Annotated in this window: 17 protein-coding genes; 9 read left to right on the top strand and 8 right to left on the bottom strand. The window is 68.0% G+C overall.

Going from position 1 to position 22,034, the window contains the following annotated elements; genetic code table 11:
• The first annotated feature begins 46 nt into the window (after positions 1-46).
• Positions 47-2,014: an autotransporter assembly complex protein TamA gene (locus tag ASE75_RS07840; RefSeq protein ID WP_055931527.1), complete on the top strand. Its 1,968-nt coding sequence runs from the start codon at positions 47-49 to the stop codon at positions 2,012-2,014.
• Between the two features lie 110 nt (positions 2,015-2,124).
• Positions 2,125-6,171, top strand: coding sequence for a translocation/assembly module TamB domain-containing protein (locus tag ASE75_RS07835; protein WP_055932173.1), 4,047 nt, complete (start codon positions 2,125-2,127; stop codon positions 6,169-6,171).
• Between the two features lie 113 nt (positions 6,172-6,284).
• Here ASE75_RS07835 and ASE75_RS07830 read toward each other — a convergent pair whose 3' ends face one another.
• Positions 6,285-7,709, bottom strand: a complete 1,425-nt coding sequence (locus tag ASE75_RS07830) for an aldehyde dehydrogenase family protein (protein ID WP_055932170.1) — start codon at positions 7,707-7,709, stop codon at positions 6,285-6,287.
• 177 nt (positions 7,710-7,886) lie between these two features.
• On the opposite strand from ASE75_RS07830, the gene ASE75_RS07825 reads away from it, so the two are divergent.
• Together ASE75_RS07825 and ASE75_RS07820 are read left to right on the top strand one after the other, a co-directional pair.
• Positions 7,887-8,564 (top strand): energy transducer TonB, encoded by a 678-nt coding sequence (locus ASE75_RS07825; RefSeq protein WP_055931524.1) that lies wholly within the window; start codon positions 7,887-7,889, stop codon positions 8,562-8,564.
• A 74-nt stretch (positions 8,565-8,638) separates the two neighbouring features.
• Positions 8,639-9,619, top strand: a complete 981-nt coding sequence (locus ASE75_RS07820; RefSeq protein ID WP_055931516.1) for a quinone oxidoreductase family protein — start codon at positions 8,639-8,641, stop codon at positions 9,617-9,619.
• 414 nt (positions 9,620-10,033) lie between these two features.
• Here the strand turns inward: ASE75_RS07820 and glnA are convergent, their stop codons facing one another.
• From glnA to aroQ, 5 genes are all read right to left on the bottom strand, one after another.
• Entirely contained in the window at positions 10,034-11,446 is a 1,413-nt protein-coding gene (glnA, locus tag ASE75_RS07815; protein ID WP_055931513.1) for a type I glutamate--ammonia ligase, read from the bottom strand.
• A gap of 146 nt (positions 11,447-11,592) precedes the next feature.
• Positions 11,593-11,931, bottom strand: coding sequence for a P-II family nitrogen regulator (locus tag ASE75_RS07810; protein ID WP_055931510.1), 339 nt, complete (start codon positions 11,929-11,931; stop codon positions 11,593-11,595).
• Between the two features lie 559 nt (positions 11,932-12,490).
• Entirely contained in the window at positions 12,491-13,843 is a 1,353-nt protein-coding gene (gene accC / locus ASE75_RS07805) for an acetyl-CoA carboxylase biotin carboxylase subunit (protein WP_055931507.1), read from the bottom strand.
• Positions 13,844-13,848: 5 nt separating this feature from the next.
• Positions 13,849-14,334 carry an acetyl-CoA carboxylase biotin carboxyl carrier protein gene (gene accB, locus ASE75_RS07800; RefSeq protein WP_055931505.1) on the bottom strand — a complete coding sequence of 162 codons (486 nt, stop codon included), beginning with the start codon at positions 14,332-14,334 and terminating at the stop codon, positions 13,849-13,851.
• Positions 14,335-14,348: 14 nt separating this feature from the next.
• Positions 14,349-14,783 carry a type II 3-dehydroquinate dehydratase gene (gene aroQ / locus ASE75_RS07795; protein WP_055931502.1) on the bottom strand — a complete coding sequence of 145 codons (435 nt, stop codon included), beginning with the start codon at positions 14,781-14,783 and terminating at the stop codon, positions 14,349-14,351.
• 87 nt (positions 14,784-14,870) lie between these two features.
• Between aroQ and thiS the strand changes: the two genes are divergently transcribed.
• Both thiS and ASE75_RS07785 read left to right on the top strand, forming a co-directional pair.
• Positions 14,871-15,872 carry a sulfur carrier protein ThiS gene (gene thiS, locus ASE75_RS07790; protein WP_055931499.1) on the top strand — a complete coding sequence of 334 codons (1,002 nt, stop codon included), beginning with the start codon at positions 14,871-14,873 and terminating at the stop codon, positions 15,870-15,872.
• A 95-nt stretch (positions 15,873-15,967) separates the two neighbouring features.
• Positions 15,968-16,138 (top strand): CsbD family protein, encoded by a 171-nt coding sequence (locus ASE75_RS07785; RefSeq protein ID WP_055932167.1) that lies wholly within the window; start codon positions 15,968-15,970, stop codon positions 16,136-16,138.
• An 87-nt stretch (positions 16,139-16,225) separates the two neighbouring features.
• Here the strand turns inward: ASE75_RS07785 and ASE75_RS07780 are convergent, their stop codons facing one another.
• Together ASE75_RS07780 and ASE75_RS07775 are read right to left on the bottom strand one after the other, a co-directional pair.
• Positions 16,226-17,440 (bottom strand): DUF2254 domain-containing protein, encoded by a 1,215-nt coding sequence (locus tag ASE75_RS07780; protein WP_235512552.1) that lies wholly within the window; start codon positions 17,438-17,440, stop codon positions 16,226-16,228.
• Positions 17,441-17,469: 29 nt separating this feature from the next.
• A complete protein-coding gene (locus ASE75_RS07775; protein WP_055931496.1) occupies positions 17,470-19,131 on the bottom strand; it encodes a thiamine pyrophosphate-binding protein in 1,662 nt (553 codons plus the stop codon).
• A 489-nt stretch (positions 19,132-19,620) separates the two neighbouring features.
• On the opposite strand from ASE75_RS07775, the gene ASE75_RS07770 reads away from it, so the two are divergent.
• From ASE75_RS07770 to ASE75_RS07760, 3 genes are all read left to right on the top strand, one after another.
• Positions 19,621-20,319: a VIT1/CCC1 transporter family protein gene (locus ASE75_RS07770; protein ID WP_055931492.1), complete on the top strand. Its 699-nt coding sequence runs from the start codon at positions 19,621-19,623 to the stop codon at positions 20,317-20,319.
• A gap of 84 nt (positions 20,320-20,403) precedes the next feature.
• Positions 20,404-21,117, top strand: coding sequence for a CoA transferase subunit A (locus ASE75_RS07765; protein ID WP_055932161.1), 714 nt, complete (start codon positions 20,404-20,406; stop codon positions 21,115-21,117).
• Positions 21,117-22,034, top strand: coding sequence for a 5'-nucleotidase, lipoprotein e(P4) family (locus tag ASE75_RS07760; RefSeq protein ID WP_055931490.1), 918 nt, complete (start codon positions 21,117-21,119; stop codon positions 22,032-22,034). Before ASE75_RS07765 ends, ASE75_RS07760 begins: the two co-directional genes overlap by 1 nt.

Here is a 22,034-nt window from a genome sequence, read left to right as displayed (position 1 = left end):
ATATCGGGGACTGTCGCTGCGAGCGAACGCCCGTTAGGACAGGGACATGGTGTTCCGCGCGGGGCGGCTGGGCGCGACCGCGACCGCCGCGTCATTTCTTGTTCTCGCCGGCGCGCCGGCCTTTGCGCAAAGCATCCCCGCGCCTGCCGCCGGCCGGCCGTCCGACGATCTGCCCGCGCTCGATCCTGACGCGCCGCTCGCTGACCTGCCCGACATCGGCGTCGCATGGCCCGTCATCGGTGCCGATCCGGCGGCGGCGGCCGATGCCGCCCAGACCACCGACATCGCCGCCGAAACCCGCTACGCCTGGCGGATCGACGGTATCGACACGGTCGCCACGCCGCTGCTGAACCAGCGGTTCGCCGCGCTGTCCTCGCTGGATGCCAATGACGGCGATCCGGCCAACGCCGCGCAGATCGACCGTCGCGCGCACGAGGATGCGGACCTGCTGACCAGCCTGTTGCGCGGAGAGGGCTATTACGACGCGCGCGTCACGACCCGCGTCGAACCCGGCACCCGGCCGCTCGTCGTGCTCGATGCGGCGCCCGGCACGCTGTACCGCTTCAAGGGCGTGACGCTGGATGGTCTGGCGGCGGCCGGACCGAAGGCCGACGCGCTGGCAAAGGCGTTCGGCGTCAAGCCGGAGGATCCGGTCAACGCCGACACGATCGTCGCGGGCGAGGCGAAGCTGGCGACCGAGATCGGCAAGGAGGGCTTTCCCTTCGCAAAGGTCGGCGAATCGGAAATCGTCATCGACCGCGCCGCCCGCACCGCCACGCTGGACCTGTCGGTCCGGCCAGGCGCGACCCGGCTGTTCGGCCGGATCACCACGCCGCCCGACAACGGCGTGTTCGACGCCGATCATATCCAGGATATCGCCCGCTTCGTTCCAGGCGCGCCCTATGATGCGACCGCGCTGGACGACCTGCGCCGCGCGCTGATCCAGACCAGTCTGGTGTCGTCGCTCAGCGTTAAGCCGGTCGAGGGGCAGGCACCCGGCACCGTCGACATCGCCGTGAAGATGGATCCGGCTCCGCCGCACACGGTGGCGGGCGAGGTCGGCTACGGCACCGGCGAGGGCGCCCGCGCGGAAATCAGCTGGACCCACCGCAACCTGTTCCCGCCGGAAGGCGCGCTGACCCTGCGCGGTGTGCTGGGGACGCGCGAACAGCTTGGCGCGGTCACCTTCCGGCGCAACAATTTCAACGGCCGAGACCGGGTGCTGACGTTCCAGCTGTCGGCCGCCAACCTCAACCGCGACGCCTATCAGGCGCGGACCTTCTCGCTGTCGGGCAGCCTGGAGCGGCAGACCAACATCTTCTTTCAAAAGGCGTGGGCCTGGTCGGTCGGAGCGGAATTGCTGGCGTCCGACGAACGCGACGTCATCCTGTCGACCGGCGATCCGCGTCGGCGGACGTTCTTCATCGGCGCGCTGCCGACCAGCCTGACCTATGACGGATCGGACGACCTGCTGAATCCGACGCGGGGATTCCGCCTCGGCGGTCGGCTCAGCCCGGAGGCCTCGCTGCAAGGATCGGTGTTCGGCTATACCCGCGCGCAGATCGACGCGAGCACCTATCAGCCGGTGCGCGACGGGGTGATCCTGGCGGGGCGGATGCGGATCGGCTCGATCCTTGGCGCACCGCGCGATCAGGTCGCGCCGTCGCGGCGGTTCTACGCCGGTGGCGGCGCTTCGGTGCGCGGCTACGGCTTCCAGTCGATCGGCCCGCGCGACCCCAACAACGATCCCATCGGCGGTCGCAGCCTGGCCGAGTTCTCGATCGAGGCGCGGGTCAAGGCGTTCGGCAATTTCGGCATCGTGCCGTTCTTCGACGCCGGCAATATCTACACCTCCACGCTCCCGGACTTCAGCGGCTTTCGCTACGGCACCGGCATCGGCGTGCGCTATTATTCGAATTTCGGGCCGATCCGCCTCGACGTCGGCACGCCGATCAACCCGCAGCCCGGCGATTCGCGGATCGCCGTCTATGTCTCGCTGGGGCAGGCATTTTGACCGACCCCGACGCGACACCACCGGTGCCCCAACGACTGCCCCGCCGGTGGTGGCGGTGGATCGCAAGTCTGATCGCCGGTGTCGTACTGCTGGTGGTCGCGGTCGTCGCAATGGTCGACACTGACATCGGTCACCGCCTGGTCGCTGACCGGATCGCGACCATCCGAACCGCCAACGGCCTGCGCTTCTCGGTCGGGCGGATCGACGGCTCGTTGTACAGTGACACGCGGATCGTCGACCTGCGGGTCTACGACCCGAAAGGCCTGGTTTTTCAGGCCCCAAGCGTCGCCCTGTCGTGGCATCCCTTCGCCTGGGTCCGCAACCGCCTCGTCATCGACCGGCTTGAAGCCCCGCGCGCGACGCTGTGGAACAAACCGCAGACAATTCCGACCGGCCGGCGCGGGCCGATCCTGCCCGATTTCGATATCCACATCGGCCGGTTCGCCATCGACACGCTGACGATCGCGCCGCCGGTGCTGGGCCAGCGCCGGGTCGGGCGACTGGTCGCACGGGCCGATATCCGCGCCGGTCGCGCGCTGGTCGATGTGCGGGCGGTGGTCGCCGGCACCGACCGGTTGAACCTTCGGATCGACGCCGCGCCGGACCGTGACCGCTTCGACATCGACGTGCAGGCGCGGGGCGCGGCCAACGGCATCCTCGCGGCGATGTCGGGCATCGCCCGTCCAATCGCGCTCGACGTGACCGGCGATGGCCGCTGGGCGCGATGGTCGGGCCGCGCGGTCGGCAACGTTCGGGGCGACCGTGTCATCGACCTCGCACTCACCGCCGAGGCTGGCCGGTACGGGCTGCGCGGCATGATCGCGCCAGCGCCTTTCGCCAAGGGCAAGCTGCTGACCCTGTCGGCACCGCGTGTGGCGATAAACGGCACCGCGACCTTTGCCGACCGCCGGCTCGACGGGCGGCTTGTCCTGCGGTCGCCATCGCTGTCGCTCGACACGACCGGTGTCGTCGACCTCGGCCGCAACGCCTTTCGCAACGTCCGCATCACCGCCGCGCTGCTGCGCCCACAGGCGCTGTTCCGCAACATGACCGGACGCAGGGTGACGCTGCGCGCGATCCTCGACGGTCCGTTCGCGACCGCCGCGTTCGACTATCGCCTCGCCGCCGACCGTTTCGCTTTCGACAACACCGGGTTCGAACAGGCGCGCGCGGCGGGCAGGGGGCGTCTGTCGCGCTGGCCGGTCATCGTGCCGATCCGCTTTACCGCCGCCCGCGTGACCGGCGTCGGCGATGTCGCTGGCGGCATCCTGCGCAACCTGTCGCTTGACGGCAAATTGCGGGTGAGCGCCACGACCATTACGGGCGACGACCTGCGCCTGCGGTCGGACAAGCTGTCCGGCAGGATCACCCTCGTCCTCGACCTGAAAACCGGTCGGTATCAGGTCGGCGTCAACGGCGCGCTGGGCCGCTACCTCATCCCCGGCCTTGGCGTGGTCGATGTCCGCTCCACGTTGCGCGTCGTGCCGGGGGCGAACGGCAGGGGGACGCGGGTGATCGGTCAGGGCAGTGCCCAGATGCTGCGGCTGGACAACGGCTTCTTCCGCAGTCTGGCCGGCGGCCTGCCGCGCATCGTCACCAATCTGGAACGCCTGCCGGATGGCACGCTGCTTTTCCGGAATATGGTGCTGACCGCGCCGTCGATCCGCATCGCCGGCAATGGCTATCGCCGCCGCGACGGCAGCTTCCATTTCGAGGGCGCCGGGCGACAGGCGCAATATGGTCCCCTGACGCTGAAGCTGGATGGCCGGATCGAGCGACCGACGCTCGATCTGGTCTTCACCGCCCCCAACGCCACGCTCGGCCTGGCGAACGTCCGCGCGCATCTCGATTCGACGCCGGCGGGCTATGCCTTCACCGCCGCCGGTGGATCGCGTCTTGGCAATTTTACCGGAACGGGCGCGATCCTGCTGCCACGCGGCGCGCAGTCGAGCATCGTCGTCTCCGCGCTCGACGTGGCGGGCACCCGCGCCAGCGGAACGCTGGCCATCGTCGATGGTGGATTTGACGGGCGGCTTGGCGTTGCCGGCGGCGGTCTTGCCGGCGAATTGCTGTTCCGCCCGGTCGGCACCATTCAGCGGATCGAAACGCATCTGGTCGCCGCGTCGGCGCGACTGGCCGGCGGCGTGACGGTCCGCCGCGGTCGGCTGGACTTCACGACGATGCTCGACCCCGCCGGCACGACGGTGGAGGGCAGCGCGCAGGCGGTCGGCGTGCGTCTCGGCGCGCTCAGTCTGGCGCGGATGACCGCGTCGGCCACCTTGCGCGATGGGTTCGGTGAAATCCGTGCCGCCATCGCCGGGTCGCGTGGCCGCGCGTTCGATATCCAGACCGTCACGGCCGTCACGCCCGATCGCTACAGCATCACCGCGCGCGGCACGCTGGACCGCCGCCCGCTCACCCTGCTGGAGCCGGCCGTCGTGACCCGCGACGGCGATGGCTGGCGGGTCGCGCCCACCCGGCTGACCTTTGCCGGTGGCGAGGCGCGGCTTGGCGGACGCCTGTCGCCCACGGGCATGGCGATCGACGCCGGACTGACGCGGATGCCGCTGGCGATCCTCGACATCGGCTATCCCGGCCTTGGCCTCGGCGGCACGGCGTCGGGCAAGTTCGACTATGCGACCACGGCGGGTGGCCCCCCGACCGGTCATGCCGACCTGACCATTCGCGGGTTGAGCCGCTCCGGCCTGACCCTGTCGTCGCGGCCGATCGACGTCGGTCTGGCAGCGGCGCTGTCTGCCGACAAGCTTGGAGTGCGGGCGGTCATGGCGTCGGGCGGCAAGGTGATCGGGCGCGGGCAGGCCCTGCTGCGTCCGCTGGCCGGCGGCGACCTCGTGACCCGGATCCGTCAGGCACCGCTGACCGCGCAGCTTCGCTATGTCGGCCCCGCCGATACGCTGTGGCGGCTGACCGGTGTCGAGCTGTTCGACCTGTCCGGCCCGGTGTCGATCGCCGCCGATGCCGGAGGCCGCGTTGCCAGCCCGACCATTCGCGGTCGTGTCCAGGCCAGCGGCGCGCGGATCGAAAGCGCCGTGACGGGAACCGTGCTGACCAACGTGCAGGCGGTCGGGCGCTTCGGTGGATCGCGGCTGGTGATCGACCGGTTCGGCGCGGATGCCGGCAAGGGCGGCCGTGTCACCGGCACCGGCCAGTTCGATTTTGCCGCCGCCAACGGCCTCGGCATCGACCTCCGGCTACAGGCGGACAAGGCGGTCATGATCGCGCGCGACGACATCGCCGCCACGGTCACTGGCCCGTTGTCGTTCACCTCCGATGGCTCGGGCGGCGTGATCGCCGGCGATGTCGTGCTCGACAAGAGCCGCTACCGGCTTGGTCAGGCCGCCGCCGCCGGGGCCGTGCCGAAACTCAATATCCGCGAAATCAACGTGCCCGGTGGCGATGAGGATGAGGCGCGCATCGCCAGACCGTGGACACTGGCGGTCAAGGCGCGCGCCGCCAACCAGTTGCTTGTCTCGGGCCTTGGGCTGACCAGCGAATGGTCGGCCGACCTCGACATCGGCGGCGAACCGCAGAACCCCGCGATTACCGGCCGCGCCACGATGATCCGCGGCGATTACGAGTTTGCCGGTCGCGAGTTCGAGCTTGAGCGCGGGATCATCCGCTTCTCCGGTGAAACCCCGGCCAATCCTGCGCTGGATATCGCCGCCAACGCCGATTCGACCGGCCTGCGCGCGACGATCCGCGTCACCGGCACCGCGCTGAAGCCCGAGATCGCGTTTTCCAGCACGCCCGCGCTGCCGGAGGACGAGCTGCTGTCGCGCCTGCTGTTCGGCACCTCGATCACCAATCTGTCAGCCCCGGAGGCACTGCAACTGGCGGCGGCGGTGGCGGCATTGCAGAATGGCGGCAACGGGCTGAATCCGATCAACGCGGTGCGCCGCGCGGCCGGTCTCGACCGGCTGCGCATCCTGCCCGCCGACGTTCAGACCGGGCAGGGCACGTCGATCGCGGCAGGCAAATACGTAACCCGCCGGCTGTATGCCGAGATCGTCACCGATGGTCAGGGCTATTCCGCCACCCAGGTCGAGTTCCAGGTCACCCGCTGGCTGTCGCTGTTGTCGAGCATTTCCACGCTGGGCCGGCAGAGCGTCAACGTCCGCGTGTCGAAGGATTACTGATCCGGCACGCCGCGTGCCTCGCATACGTCAATCCCATGCCCTCACCCACCACGTCACCCCGGATCACGTCCGGGATGACGAGCGGATTTAGCAGCGCGCCGGCACCCGGTGTATCACTCCGGCAGGCCGAGCACCGTCTTCACCTCCATGAAATCGGTCAGGCCATACCGCCCGTTCTCGCGACCATTGCCCGACTGTTTGTACCCGCCGAACGGTGCGCCAAGGTCGGGACTCCACGAATTGATCGTCACCAGCCCGGCGCGCAGTTTCGGCGCGACCGCCGCCGCCGCCGCCGGATCGCCCGATATCGTGGCCGACAGGCCATAGGGCGTGTCGTTGGCGATGCGAATGCCGTCCGCCTGATCGTCATAGGCGGTGATCGTCGCCACCGGCCCGAACGTCTCCTCCTGCGCGATCCGCATGTCGGGCGTCACATCCGCGAACAGGGTCGGGCGGACGAAGAACCCGGCGCCTCGACCATCGGGCCGTCCGGTGCCGCCGGTGACCAGGGTCGCGCCCTCGTCGATCGCCGACTGGATCAACCCCTGGATCTTCTCATACTGCGCCTTGTTGACCACCGGCCCGATATGCGCGCCCATCTCCGCCGGATCGCCGACCTGGGTCTGCTCCATCATCGCCTTGACGATCGCGGTCGCCTCACCGACCTGATTCCGGTGCACGAGCAGCCGGGTCGGCGCGATGCAGCTCTGGCCCGAATTGGCCAGCACGCCCGCGACGGTGGGCGGCAGGACGGCGGCCAGATCCGACCCCTCCAGCACCAGATTCGCCGCCTTGCCGCCCAGTTCCTGATGGACCCGCTTGACCGTTGGCGCAGCGGCCTGCGCGACCGCGATCCCGGCGCGGGTCGATCCGGTGAAGCTGACCATGTCGACGTCGCGGTGTGCGCACAGTGCCGCGCCGACACCGGCCCCGTCGCCATTGACCAGATTGAACACGCCCGCGGGAACACTGGCGGCGTCCATGATCTCGGCCAGGATCGCCGCGCAGCCCGGCGCTTCCTCCGACGGCTTCAGGATCATCGTGTCGCCCGCCGCCAGGGCCGGCGCGACCTTCGCGCAAATCTGGTTCAGCGGCCAGTTCCACGGGGTAATCATCGCCACGACGCCAAGCGGTTCGTGGCGCACCCGCGCCTTGCCGATCGTTTCCTCGAACCGGAACTCGGCCAGCGCCTTGGCGGTCATCGCGAAATGGCCAAGGCCGCTCGGCACCTGCGCCATGCTGGCAAGGCCCATCGGTGCGCCCATCTCGACGCTGATGGCCTTGGCCAGATCCGGCATCCGCGCCTTGTAGGCGGTCATGATCCGGGCCAGTACGGCCTGACGTTCCTCGACGCTCGTCTGCGACCAGCTTTCGAACGCAGCACGCGCGGCGGCGACGGCTTTGTCGACGTCGCTGGCGGTACCCAGCGTGATTTCGGTGCAGGGCTGCTCGGTCGACGGGTCGATGACCAGATGGTGCGCGCCGCCATCGCTTTCGACCCACTGCCCGCCGATATAATGCCTGGTATAGCTCTGCATGTCGCCGCTCCTGCCGTTTTCATGTCGGCGGCGACCATGATGCGCCGGCATATCGGTTGCAACCCGAAACCCTGAAATCCCGATTGACGGATGCGACGTAATAACGTCACATTCGGTTCATCGGCGTTGCAGGGCGACTCGTCCTGGGAATCGGCCGATGCGTCAGGAGGAACCATCATGTCCTATGCCGACAAGAAACCGGGTCGCGATCGCCTCGTTGCGATCGGATCGGTGGCGCTGATCCATGCCGGGATCGGCTATGCGCTGATATCCGGGCTGGCCTACACCGCCTACACGACGTTCGTCGATCCGATCGACACCTACAACGTGCCCGTTCCGATCGTCCCGCCGCCGGTCGAGGAGAAGATCGTGGCGGCGCCCGCACCGGCCCGCCCGCTCAGCGCCCCCGACCGGATCGTCGATGTGGCGCCGGTCAATCCGGTGGTCGCTGTCGTGACGGACACGCCGCCGCTCACGGCATATCCTGTCGACATTGGTCCCGTCACACCGCCCGTGCCGCCGGTCACCGTCACCCCGACACCCGCGCCGATGTCCCTGTCCGCCGGCGTCAGCCCGCGTGGCAATCAGGGCGACTGGTTTCCGCAGGACAGCTACCCCGCCGCCGCCCGTCGCGAAGGCGCGGAAGGGCGGGTCAGCGTGACCGTCGGCATCGGCGTCAACGGCCGCGTCACCGATTGCCGCGTCGTATCAAGCAGCGGCAACGCGGACCTTGACGGCGCGACCTGCCGGCTGGCGACGCGCAACGGGCGGTTCACGCCGGCCCGCGACGCCGATGGCCAACCGGTCGCGTCCAGCTTCACGCTGCGCAACGTGCGCTGGCAACTGGAGAACTGAACCGGGGTTGTCCTTGCGCGCCTTCACCGTACATCCTGCATATTCGGGTGGACGGTGAAGAAGGACGATACGGCATGACGACGGCACGCGTGGCACGCATCGAACGGACCGGTGGGCCGGAGGTCATCCAGTGGGTCGACATCGACCTGCCGCCGCCCGGCCCCGGCGAAGTGACGATTCGCAACACCGTCGTCGGCCTGAACTATATCGACACCTATCATCGCAGCGGCGTCTATCCGATCGATCTGCCCGGCGGTCTTGGCAGCGAGGCGGCGGGCATCATCGTCGCGCTGGGCAAGGGCGTCGATGGCGTCGCGGTCGGCGACCGGGTCGGCACATTCGGGCCGGCGCGGGGTGCCTATGCCACGGCGCGCAACCTGCCCGCCGCGCAAGTCTTCCCGCTGCCGGACAGCGTCGATGACCGGACGGCGGCCGCGTTGCTGCTGAAAGGCTGTACGACCGAGTTTCTGGTCGAACGGTGCGCGAAGGTGACGGCGGGGCAGACGGTTCTGGTCCACGCGGCGGCCGGCGGCGTCGGGCAATTGCTCACGGGCTGGCTGACCGCGATCGGTGCGACGGTCATCGCGACGGTCAGCACCGGGGAAAAGGCCACCCACGCCAGCGCCGCCGGGGCCGCCCATATCCTGTTCTACAAGACCGAGGATGTTGCCGCCCGCGTTCGTGACCTGACCGACGGGCAGGGGGTGCCGGTGGTATTTGACGGCATCGGCGGCGCGACCTGGCCGGTGTCGCTGGCAAGTGCGGCGCGGCGCGGGCTGATCGTCAGCTATGGCAATGCCGGCGGTGTGGTCGACGGCGTCAATCTCGGCATCCTCGCGGCGAAGGGATCGCTGTTCGTGACCCGGCCGACCCTGTTCGATTACTACGCCACCGCCGACGAACGCGCCGCCGGCATCGCCCGCGTCTTCGCGATGCTGGATAGCGGGGCGATCAGGCCCGACATCGGCCGGGCCTTCGCCTTGGAGGACGCCGCCGCCGCGCACCGCGCGCTGGAGGCGGGCGAAACACGCGGCAGCACGGTGCTGGTCGTGTAACCGGCGCCGCGTCGTCAGACGCGAACGCCCGGACCGGCCAACACCTGACGTCGGTCGAGGCCGATGCTGCTCTTCACGATGTTCGGTGTATCCGCAGTGCCGTTATAGTCGGTGTAGCGATATCCGACGTTGCGGCAAAATGGAGCCGAACTCGGCAGCGCGCAATGCCGGCATAAAAGCCGAGCATTATGCAAGGACTGACCGTTGCATCGTAACCGGGTCCGCCAACGCAGGCGACGTCGCCGCTTTCGCTGACCGATTGCCAGCCTTTGTTGAACCAAGAAGGGACGCAACCGACTGACGGCGCGTCCCATTCCATCGGTGTGGTCGCGGCATGGTAAAGCCATGCCGTCGGTCGGGGCTTTTGGCCCCGCCGTCCGGGCCTGGGCGGGCGCTGAGCGCCCGCCGTTCGCCTTAGCCGCTGTAGTACATGTCGTATTCGACCGGGCTGGGGGTCATTTCCCAACGCGCGACTTCGGCCATCTTGATTTCGATGAACGATTCGATCTGGTCCTTCGAGAACACGTCGCCCTTCAGCAGGAAGTCGTGATCGGCAGCCAGGCAGTCGAGCGCCTCACGCAGCGAACCGGCGACCGTCGGAACCTGGGCGAGTTCTGCCGGCGGCAGGTCGTACAGGTTCTTGTCCATCGCTTCACCCGGATGGATCTTGTTCAGGATGCCGTCCATGCCTGCCATCATCAGCGCCGCATAGGCGAGATAGGGGTTGGCGAGCGCGTCGGGGAAACGCACTTCGACGCGCTTGGCCTTGGGGCCGGTGCCATAGGGGATACGGCACGACGCCGACCGGTTGCGCGCCGAATAGGCGAGCAGCACGGGGGCCTCGTAACCCGGGACCAGCCGCTTGTAGCTGTTGGTCGAGGGGTTGGTGAAGGCGTTGACCGCCTTGGCATGCTTGATGATGCCGCCGATGAAATACAGGCACATGTCGGACAGGCCGGCATAGCCATTGCCGGCGAACAGCGGCGTCTTGCCTTCCCAGATCGAGAAGTGGGTGTGCATCCCCGAACCGTTGTCTTCCTTGATCGGCTTCGGCATGAACGTCGCGGTCTTGCCGTAGGCGTGCGCCACCTGATGGACGACATACTTGTAGATCTGCATCCGGTCGGCGGTCTGCGTCAGCGTGCCGAAGGTCAGGCCCAGCTCATGCTGCGCGGCCGCGACTTCGTGATGATGCTTGTCGCAGGGGAGGCCCATCTCGATCATGGTCGAGACCATCTCGCCGCGGATGTCGACCGCGCTGTCGACCGGCGCGACCGGGAAATAGCCGCCCTTGGCGCGCGGGCGGTGGCCCATGTTGCCGCCCTCATATTCGCGGCCCGAATTGCCCGGCAGTTCGACGTCGTCGATCTTGTAATAGCTGGTCGAATAGCTGTTCTCGAACCGCACGTCGTCGAACATGAAGAACTCGGCTTCCGGGCCGACATACACGGTGTCGCCGACGCCGGTGGTCAGCAGATACGCCTCGGCGCGCTTGGCGGTCGAGCGCGGGTCGCGCGAATACAGTTCGCCGGTCGACGGATCGGTGATGTCGCAGATCAGGATCAGCATCGGCGTGGCCGAGAACGGATCGACATAGACTGCGTCCAGATCCGGCTTCAGCGTCATGTCGGATTCGTTGATCGCCTTCCAGCCCTCGATCGACGACCCGTCGAACATCAGGCCGTCGGTCAGTTCGTCCTCGCCGATCAGGCCGGCGACCATCGTCAGATGCTGCCACTTGCCCTTGGGATCGGTGAAACGCAGGTCGACCCACTCGATCTCCTGGTCCTTGATCATCGCCAGAACGTCGGATGCAGTGTTCGCCATGATGCTGTGCCCTTTGCTTATCGAAAAGTTTTGTTCGGGATGAGGCCCGCTCGCGTTGCGGCTGCGGCGGTCACTTCCACATAATATTGCGTCGCGTCAAATGCCGTTCGCGTAAGCACGGACATGACCGTGCTTACGCGATCGGATCAGATGGCGTCGTCGTCGCGTTCGCCGGTGCGGATGCGCAGCGCGGTTTCGACCGGAATGACGAAGATCTTGCCGTCGCCGATCCGGCCGGTCTGCGCGGCGGCGGCGATCGCCTCGACCACGCGGTCGGCCAGCGAATCCTCGACGACGACTTCCAGCTTCACCTTGGGCAGGAAATCCACGACATATTCGGCACCGCGGTACAGTTCGGTATGCCCCTTCTGCCGGCCAAAGCCCTTGGCCTCGGTCACGGTGATGCCGGACACGCCGACTTCGTGCAGTGCTTCCTTCACTTCATCCAGCTTGAACGGCTTGATGATCGCTTCGATCTTTTTCACAGGTGTAACGCCCCCGGTTTTCGGACTGGAACCCTCGCCCGCGCGGGTACCTTGCACCGATCGTGCCACCAGCCAGCGTGACGGGCAACCGCCGTTTTTGCGGCCGTCGATGGCATGACCTGCCCGGGAATCGGACAGCGTGCCCGATTGTCGGGCAGGTGCGGTGCTGGCGTCAAAACCGGGCCGAAGTTGACGACCTGCATCAGAGACGGTGCCGTTTTGTCAATTTCGGGGCGGATGGGAGCGTCGTGTTCGATGGTGCCAGGAGTGGTGGGCGCGCGCGGCATGGGTATGACTGTGCCGGGGGATTTCCAACATTGGAAGGGGGGACTTCTTGTTCCCCGGCGAAGGCCGTGGCCCAATCGGGAAGGCAATCGTGGCTGAGGTCTGGTCCTCTCCGCAGAAGACGTTGCGACTGGACCCCGGCCTTCGCCGGGGAACAGTAACGCGGGGGCGCGTTCATCCCGCCCGCTTCGCGCCGTCAGACGCGGCGAAGCCGCGCCTTGTGGCGCGGCTTCGTTCGCGCTGGCCGGGTGTGCCCCGGTGCGCAGTAGCGATGCTACTGCGTCTCCCGGGCCAGCCAGTCCTCCAGCCACTTGATCGTATAGTCCCCGCTCTGGAACTCCGGATCCTCGATCAGGTTGCGGTGCAGCGGGATGGTGGTCTTCATGCCGTCGATCACGAACTCCTCCAGCGCGCGGCGAAGCCTGGCGATGCAGCGTTCACGGGTGGTGCCATAGACGATCAGCTTGGCGATCATGCTGTCGTAATAGGGCGGCACCTTGTAGCCGGCGTACAGCCCGCTATCGACGCGGACGTGCATGCCGCCGGGCGCATGGAACTGCTTCACCAGCCCGGGCGAGGGGGCGAAGGTGCGGGGATCCTCGGCATTGATGCGACATTCGATCGCGTGGCCGTGGAACTGCACCTGGTCCTGCGTCACCGACAGCGGATGCCCCTCGGCGACGCGGATCTGTTCGCGCACCAGGTCGATGCCGGTAATCATCTCGGTCACCGGATGCTCGACCTGCAACCGGGTGTTCATTTCGATGAAATAGAATTCGCCGGCTTCCCACAGGAACTCGATCGTGCCCGCACCGCGATACCCCATGTCGGCCATCGCCTTCGCGACGATCCCGCCCATCCGCGCGCGTTCCTCAGCCGTGATGATCGGCGAGGGAGCCTCCTCCAGCACCTTCTGGTGGCGGCGCTGGAGCGAGCAGTCGCGCTCGCCCAGATGGATCGCGTTGCCGTTGCCGTCGCCGAAGATCTGGAACTCGATATGCCGGGGATTGCCCAGATATTTTTCCATGTAGACGGTGGCGTCACCGAACGCGGCCTTCGCCTCGCGGCCCGCCTGCTGCATCAGCGTTTCGAGGGTGTCCTCGTTCTCGCATACCTTCATGCCGCGACCGCCGCCGCCGCTGGCCGCCTTGATGATGACCGGATAGCCGATCCCGGCGGCCAGCCGCCTGGCCTCGTCCACGTCGCTGATGGCGCCGTCGGACCCGGGTACCAGCGGCAGGCCGAGCTTGCCGGCCGTGCGCTTGGCCTCGACCTTGTCACCCATCGTGCGGATATGTTCGGGCTTGGGACCAACGAACAGCAGATCGTGCATCTCGACGATCTCGGCGAAGCGCGCGTTTTCGCTCAAGAAGCCGTAGCCCGGATGGATCGCGTCCGCGCCCGAGATTTCGGCGGCGGAAATGATGTTCGGGATATTCAGATAGCTGTCGGTGGCTGACGGCGGGCCGATGCAGATCGCTTGGTCCGCCAGCCGCACATGCATGGCGTCGGCGTCGGCGGTCGAATGGACCGCCACCGTCTGGATGCCCATTTCGTGGCAGGCGCGGTGGATGCGCAGCGCGATCTCGCCGCGATTGGCGATCAGCAGTTTCTTGATGGGGCGCAAGGGTATTACTCGACCACGATCAGCGGCTGGTCGAACTCGACCGGCTGGCCGTTCTCGACCAGCACGGCGGTGACGGTGCCGGCGTTGGGCGCAAGAATCTGGTTCATCACCTTCATCGCCTCGACGATCAGCAGCGTGTCACCGGCGGCGACCTTCTGCCCGACGCTGGCAAACGGCTTGGACCCGGGTTCGGCCGACAGGTAGACGGTGCCGACCATCGGCGACTTGACCGCGTTCGCCGACGGGGCAGGTGCTGGCGTCCCGGCCTCCGACGCCTGCGGGATGGCCAGCGGAGCCGCGACCGGCGGCGGTGGCGGCGCATATTGCATCGGCTGCGCTGCCACCGGCGCGGCCTTGCGCGCCACGCGGATCCGGCGGCTGCCGTCCTCCACTTCGATTTCGGTCAGCTGGGTTGCGTCCAGCATCTGGGCGAGCTGGCGCACGAGTTCGACGTCGACCTGCATCGCGCCCTGTTCAATTGTGTCAGTCATAGCGACGCGTCCTGTCAGAACCGCGCCGCCGCTTCAAGCGCCAGCGTGTAGGAAAGCGCGCCGAAACCCGCGATCGTTCCGCGTGCGGCCTGTCCGACCAGGCTGACGTGGCGAAACGCCTCGCGCCGGTGGGGGTTGGACAGGTGAACCTCGATCACCGGAGTCGTGACCGATTTGATCGCGTCGTGGACCGCGACCGAGGTGTGGGTGAAGCCGCCCGCGTTCAGCAGCACCGCCTTTGCCCCCGTCGCTTGCGCCTCGTGCAGCCAGTCGACCAGATGCCCCTCGTGGTTGGACTGGCGCATGTCGATGGTCAGGCCCAGTTCGGCGGCTCGATCCTCCAGCATGCCGGCGATGTCGTCCAGCGTGTCGGTGCCGTAGATCTCGGGTTCGCGCAGGCCCAGCAGGTTCAGGTTCGGGCCGTTCAGGACGTAGATGGTGGACGACATGGAAAGGCTCCCGGTTGCGGGGCCGGTGACCGGCCCCCTATATGCCGGGCGACCCCTTACATGCCGCTCGCACGAACTGGAAATCCCATGGCCCATACCGATGGCACCGTTTCGATCACCGTCAATGGCGAGCACAAGCGCGTCGGTGCAGGCCTGTCGCTGGCGGCGCTGGCGAGCGAACTGGGACTCGCGCCGGAAAAGATCGCGGTCGAACGCAATCTTGAAGTCGTGCCGCGCTCCACGCTGGCGCAGGTCATGGTCGAGGATGGCGACGCGCTGGAGATCGTCCATTTCGTCGGCGGTGGCGATCATCAGGACGACAGCTGGACGGTGGCCGGGCGCACCTTCCGCTCGCGGCTGATCGTCGGCACCGGCAAGTACAAGGACTTCGCGCAGAACGCCGCCGCGCTGGAGGCGAGCGGCGCGGAGATCGTGACCGTGGCGGTGCGCCGGGTGAACGTGTCGGATCGCAACGCGCCGATGCTGACCGATTTCATTGACCCGAAGAAGGTGACGTACCTGCCGAACACGGCCGGGTGTTTCGATGCCGAATCGGCGATCCGCACGCTGCGGCTGGCGCGCGAGGCGGGCGGCTGGGATCTGGTGAAGCTGGAGGTGCTGGGCGAGGCGAAGACGCTGTACCCGGACATGCACGAGACGCTGCGCGCGACCGAGGTGCTGGCGAAGGAAGGCTTCCTGCCGATGGTGTACTGCGTCGATGATCCGATCGCGGCCAAGCGGCTGGAGAATGCGGGCGCGGTGGCGATCATGCCGCTGGGCGCGCCGATCGGGTCGGGGCTTGGCATTCAGAATCGCATCACCATCCGCCTGATTGTCGAGGGCGCGGGCGTTGGTATCCCGGTGCTGGTCGATGCCGGGGTCGGCACCGCGTCGGACGCTGCCGTGGCGATGGAGCTTGGCTGCGAGGGCGTGCTGATGAACACCGCGATCGCCGAGGCGAAGGATCCGGTGATGATGGCGGCGGCGATGAAGGCGGCGGTCGAATCCGGGCGGCTGGCCTATCGCGCCGGACGCATGGGGCTGCGTCGTTACGCCGACCCGTCAAGTCCGCTGGCCGGGCTTATCTGACGGATTTGTCACGGAACCGGACGACGGGTCGCCCGTTTTACCTCTGCGAATTCGAGCGGGACGGCAGTCGTACCGCATACGCGATGGAGGTCATCATGGGCGAACTGGTCGACAAGATCAAAGGCAACGTCAACGAAGCCATCGGTAACCTGAAGCAGAAGTCGGACAATCCCGAAACCCAGGCCGAAGGTGCCGAGCAGGAAGCCAAGGGCAAGGCCCAGCAGACCGCCGGCAAGGTCAAGGGCGCACTCGGCGACGACATCTAATCATCTGCTCCCAGGCAGAATAAAAAAGGCCGCTCCGGGCAACCGGGGCGGCCTTTTCCGTGTGGCGCAGGAAGCGGCAGAGGCGGATCAGCCCGCCGGCCAGTATTCGCGATGCGCCGCCTCGAACGCGGCCAGATCGTCGGGATCGTCGATCAGCCGCCTGGCCCGTGTGGCGCAGGCTTCAGCGGACTGGCGAATCAGGCTTTGCCTGCGTGGCAGCCCGGCATGCAGGGCGGCCAGCGTGCCGGTCATCCGGATCATTACCTCTACATTCGATCCGCCGTCGCGCTGGATCGGACGAAACGCGTCGGTCAGCATATCGTCGAAGGTCGGCCGGATGAGGTGTACGCGCGGGCGGTCCGCGCTGCCCGGCTTGCCGGGTTCCTGCGGCGGCAGCTTCAGCAGGACGCGCAGCAGGGCGTTCAGCACCTCGATCGCGGTGCCGGGGTCGTTGACGGCGGGCGACAGCGCGCGGCTGGCGATTTCCGACAAGGCGATCAGGCCAAGCCGCGGATCCTGATCGAACGTCCGGTGACGTTCGACGGTGAACGCCCCGCGGATCGTGTCGCCCAGCTCGTCGTCGATCGCACCCTCCACCCGCACCAGTTCGCGCCGCGGATGAACCATGGTGCCGGGCAGGGTGGTGACGTGGATGACGCAGTCGGCCCGCGTTGCCAGCCGGCCGAGCGCCTCGATATCGACATGGGTGACATAACCCGTCGTATCGCCGTGCACGGGGCGGGCGGCGTCGGGAATCGGCACGGCGGGCTTGCCGCCAAGGTCGGGGTCGGCGGCAAAACCGGCCATCGCGTCGCAGGCTGCGCTTTCCACCCGGTCGATCACGTCGGACATCCGGCCGAACGCGGTGATGTGCGCGATCCAGCGCAGCAGCGTGACGACCACCCAGATCACGACGACGACGGTCGCCCCGAACAGGATGATCCGCCCGTCATGGCCATAGGCGCTGGTCTGCAGGCCGATGATGCCGACGATCGAGAACACGAACGCGCCAAGGAAGGTCGACAGCGCGTTCTGCGACGTCGGGTCGCTGATCATCAACTGCGTGGCGCGCGGCGTGGCCAGCTGGGTCGCGGACGAATAGGCGCTGACCATCGCGGTCAGCGAGAAGGTCGTGACCGCCAGCATGCTCGACGCCATGATCTGCAGGATGGTGCCGACCGCGTTCTGGCCCAGGTCGCCGCGTAGCTCGTAGGGCAGATACGGCGTGCCGACCGCCACCAGGATCGCCAGCGCGACGCTGAGCAGGCTGATGATCGCGGCGCGAAACCAGATCTTCCGCATGATCCGTGTCAGGATCATCGACCAGTGGCTCAACGTCCGGGCTTTCCGGCGTGCGCAGCCTGAATCGCGGTCAGCGTCGTGGCGGCGGTGATCGCATCGACATCGGTCTTCAGGTGCAGCAGCCGCACGCCGGTTTCCCGAAGCGCGCGGTCCAGCGCGGGCGCGAACCCGGCGGTGGTATCGACCGCCTCCGCCCAGCAGCCATAGGCGCGGGCGAGCGCGGCGAAATCGGGGTTGGCAAGCGCGGTCCCGGTGACGCGGCCGGGAAACTCGCGCTCCTGATGCATGCGGATCGTGCCGTACGCGCCGTTGTCCACCACGACGACCAGCATGTCGGCCCCGTGGGCGACGGCGGTCGCCAGCTCCTGCCCGTTCATCAGGAAACAGCCATCGCCCGCCAGCGCGACGACCATGCGGCCGGGGTGGCGCAATGCGGCGGCGGTGGCGGCGGGGACGCCATAGCCCATCGCGCCGGCGGTCGGGGCCAGCTGGCATCCCGGTCCGGCATAGGCCCAGTAGCGATGCCACCATCCGCTGTAATTACCCGCCCCGTTGCAGATGATCGCATCGGCCGGCAACGCGTCGCGCATCGCCGTGACGCAGGGGCCAAGATCCATCGTCACGGCGCGCGGCGCTGGCGTTGACCAGGCCACCCAGTCCTCGTGCGCGGCCATGCCGCTGGCCAGCACCGCCCGGTCGATCATCAGGCACCCTTCGGCAAAGCTCGCCATGTCGGCGCAGATCGCAAGATCGGTGCGATAGGTCTGGCCAAGCTCGCCCGGATCGGGATGAACGTGGACCAGCCGCTGGCCGGGATGCTCGGGTGTGACGAGCGTGTAGCCATCGGTCGTCGCCTCCCCCAGCCGCGGCCCGGCGACCAGCAGCAGGTCGGCGGCCTTCACGCGCGCGACCAGTGCCGGGTTGGGACCATAGCCCAGATTGCCGGCATAGACCGGGCAGGCGTTGGGAATCGCATCCTGCCGGCGGAAGGCGGCGGCGACGGGCAGGCCGATCCGCGTCGCCCAGTCGGCGAACGCCTGAGACGCGGCGGCGTCCCACCCTGCGCCGCCGACGATGGCCAGCGGGTTGTCGGCGGTGGCGACCATGTCGGCCAGCCGCTCCATCGCGCGCGGGTCGCAGCCTTGCGCCAGCCGCTCGACGCGAGGCCGGTCGATCGCATCGACCCGATCGAGCAGCATGTCCTCGGGCAGCGCCAGCACCACCGGTCCGGGCCGTCCGTTCATGGCCACGGCATGGGCGCGCGCGACATATTCGGGGATCCGCGCGGCATCGTCGATTCGCGCTGCCCATTTGGCGAGTGGGGTGAACATCGCGGCGAAATCGACCTCCTGAAACGCCTCGCGGTCGCGGGTGCCCCGGTCGACATCGCCGATGAACAGGATCATCGGTTGCGAATCCTGCCGCGACACATGGACGCCGATCGACGCATTCGTCGCGCCGGGACCGCGCGTGACAAAGGCGACGCCGGGCCGCCCGGTCATCGCCCCGTCGGCGCAGGCCATGAACCCGACCCCGCCCTCCTGCCGGCACACCACCAGGTCGATCGCCGGCGTGTCGTGCAGCGCGTCGAGCACGGCGAGGAAACTCTCCCCCGGCACGGTGAAGATGCGGTCGCACCCCTGCGCCAGCAGGTTGTCGACGAGGATGCGGCCACCGGTACGTTGGGTCATGCCGCGTGTTGTGCCGGGCGCGGGGCGGTAAGTCGAGACGGGATGCGGCGGCTCGCCCGCGTGGTTTCTCCGCGCAGGCGGGGATCCAGCGCCAGGCAAGACAATGGCGTTCCGGATAAGTGGGCCTGGACCCCCGCCTTGGCGGGGGAACGGCCTCGCCGTCGCGTTGGACGGTCGGCACCACGGCTGTCGCCGGCGCATGGGAATGGTCTGCTACGGTATGGTGGTGGTGTGGGGGGGAGGGTGACGGCGGTTTGCGGTTACCTGCCCTTGCTTCCCCGGCGGAGGCCAGGGCCCAGTCGCACTGTCTATTGTAACGGCTTCCGGTCCGCCGTCACTGGCGTATTCCCCAATGGACCCCGGCCTTCGCCGGGGAAGTAGTGTGACGTGTGTTATGCGTTGCCTGCAGACCTGTCGCCGCAGTTGTCCGCTACCCCCGCGCGGCCTAGACCAACGCACCATTACCCCTCCCGTGAAAGCCAGCCCAGCATGAGCCGCATCGACCATGGTGAACGCCACCTTGTCAGCCGGGTCGGCTGGCTGCGCGCGGCGGTGCTGGGGGCCAATGACGGGATCGTTTCGACCGCCAGCCTGATCGTCGGGGTGGCGGCGGCGGGGTCGGACCGCGCCACGATCCTGCTGACCGGTACCGCCGGGCTGGTGGCGGGCGCGATGTCGATGGCGGCCGGCGAATATGTCTCGGTCAGCAGCCAGGCCGATACCGAGGCCGCCGATCGCGGGCGCGAGGAGGCCGAACTCGCGCTGGACCCGGCGGGCGAGCATGAGGAACTGGCCGCTATCTACCGCGCCCGGGGCGTCGAGGCCGGGCTGGCGCGGCAGGTCGCCGGCCAGTTGATGGAGCATGACGCGCTGGGCGCCCATCTGCGCGACGAACTGGGCATCCATGATGCGATGGCGGCGCGACCGGTGCAGGCGGCGCTGTCGTCGGCGGCGAGTTTCGCCGTCGGAGCGGCGGTGCCGCTGGCGGTCGCGCTACTGGCCCCGCCCACCCTGCTGGCCTGGCTGGTGCCGGTCGTGACCCTGCTGTTGCTGGCGGGACTTGGCGCGGTCGGCGCGCGGACGGGGGGTGCGCCGCTGGGGCGGGCGACGGTGCGGGTCGCGTTCTGGGGCGCGCCGGCGCTGGCGGTGACCTTTGCGATCGGGCGGTTGGTCGGGACTGCGGTGTGAGGGGCGATGAGACGGGCGCGGGTCGCTTGACCGCCAGCCCGCGCCCCGCCTAATCGCTGATCCGCAACAGGATAGGATATGCCGATGCAGAAGCTGTATTCCGACGCCGCGAGCGCGCTCGATGGCCTGCTTCATGACGGGATGACGATCTGCGCCGGCGGGTTCGGCCTGTGCGGGATTCCCGAACGCCTGATCGACGCGATCCAGGCGAGCGGCGTGACCGGGCTGACCATCGCGTCGAACAATGCGGGCATCGACAATGAAGGCCTGGGCAAGCTGCTGCGCTCGCGTCAGGTCAAGAAGATGATCTCCAGCTATGTCGGCGAGAACAAGGAGTTCGAGCGGCAGTATCTGAGCGGCGAGCTGGAGGTCGAGTTCTGTCCGCAGGGGACGCTGGCCGAACGCTGCCGGGCAGGGGGCGCGGGGATTCCCGGCTTCTACACCAGGACCGGCGTCGGCACCCAGGTGGCCGAGGGCAAGGAGGTCAAGTCGTTCGACGGGCAGGATTACATCCTCGAACGCGGCATCCGCGCCGACCTGTCGATCATCAAGGGGTGGAAGGCCGACGAAAGCGGCAATCTGATCTTCCGCAAGACCGCGCGCAACTTCAACCACCCGATGGCGACCGCGGGCAGGATCTGCGTCGCCGAGGTCGAGGAGGTGGTGCCGGTCGGCAGCCTCGACCCCGACTGCATCCACCTGCCCGGCATCTATGTGAAGCGGATGATCGTGGGCAGCCCCTATGACAAGAAGATCGAGTTCCGGCTGACCCGCAAACGCGAGGACGCGACCGCGTGATGCGTCGGGGCTGTGCCGCGCTTGGCCTCGCGGCCGCGCTGTCGGGGTGCATCAGCGTCGCGCCGGTGACCGTGGCGGCACCACCGGCGGTGCGCGGCGTGCCGACGGGGATGCAGTATCTCTATGGATCGGGCGAGGCGGCGGCGATCAGCCGACAGGCCTATGCCGCATTGACGACGTATGTCGCGGGCAAGGTGCGGATGCACTGGCCGGTCGGCGGCGGGCCGACCGTGCGGATGATCCCGCAGTCGGTGGTGTTCGCTGACCGTGCGACGCTGGCGGACCCGCGTTTTGTCGACTGCGCGGGCAAGCGCCCAGCGATCGTGCTCGACGCCGACGAGACCGTGCTGCTGAATACCGGTTACGAATATGCCGACGCGGCCAGCGGCCTGCCCTATGATTCGGCGCGGTGGGAACGGTGGGAGCGCAGCGACGGGCGTGCGGCCGGTCCCGTGCCCGGCGCGGTCGAGGCACTGGCCGCGATCCGTGCGCAGGGCGTGACGGTGATCTTCAATTCCAACCGCACCGCCGCCAATGCGCGATACACCGAGGCGGCACTGACCCGCGCGGGGCTGGGGCCGGCGAAGCACGGCGAGACACTGTTCCTGAAGGGTGACGCGCCCAAGAGATCGGGCGGCGGGTCGGCCAAGGATTCGCGCCGGGCGATCATCGCCGCGCGCTACTGCGTGATCGCGATGGTCGGCGACCAGCTTGGCGACATGACCGACCTGTTCAACGCGGGGCTGACCCCGGCGCAGCGGCGGGCCGCCGTTTCCGCGCCGGCGCTGGCGGGCCTGTGGGGCAATGGCTGGTTCCTGCTGCCGAACCCGGTCTACGGCACCGCGCTGGCCGGCGATTACGACGCGGTATTTCCCACCGATCAGCGCTGGGTCGATCCCGGCGCGACCAAGGAGTAA

The organism is Sphingomonas sp. Leaf17 (assembly GCF_001421505.1).
Lineage (GTDB): Bacteria > Pseudomonadota > Alphaproteobacteria > Sphingomonadales > Sphingomonadaceae > Sphingomonas.
The sequence above is the reverse complement of the archived record's forward strand: the minus strand, read 5'-3'. Positions and strand labels throughout refer to the sequence as shown.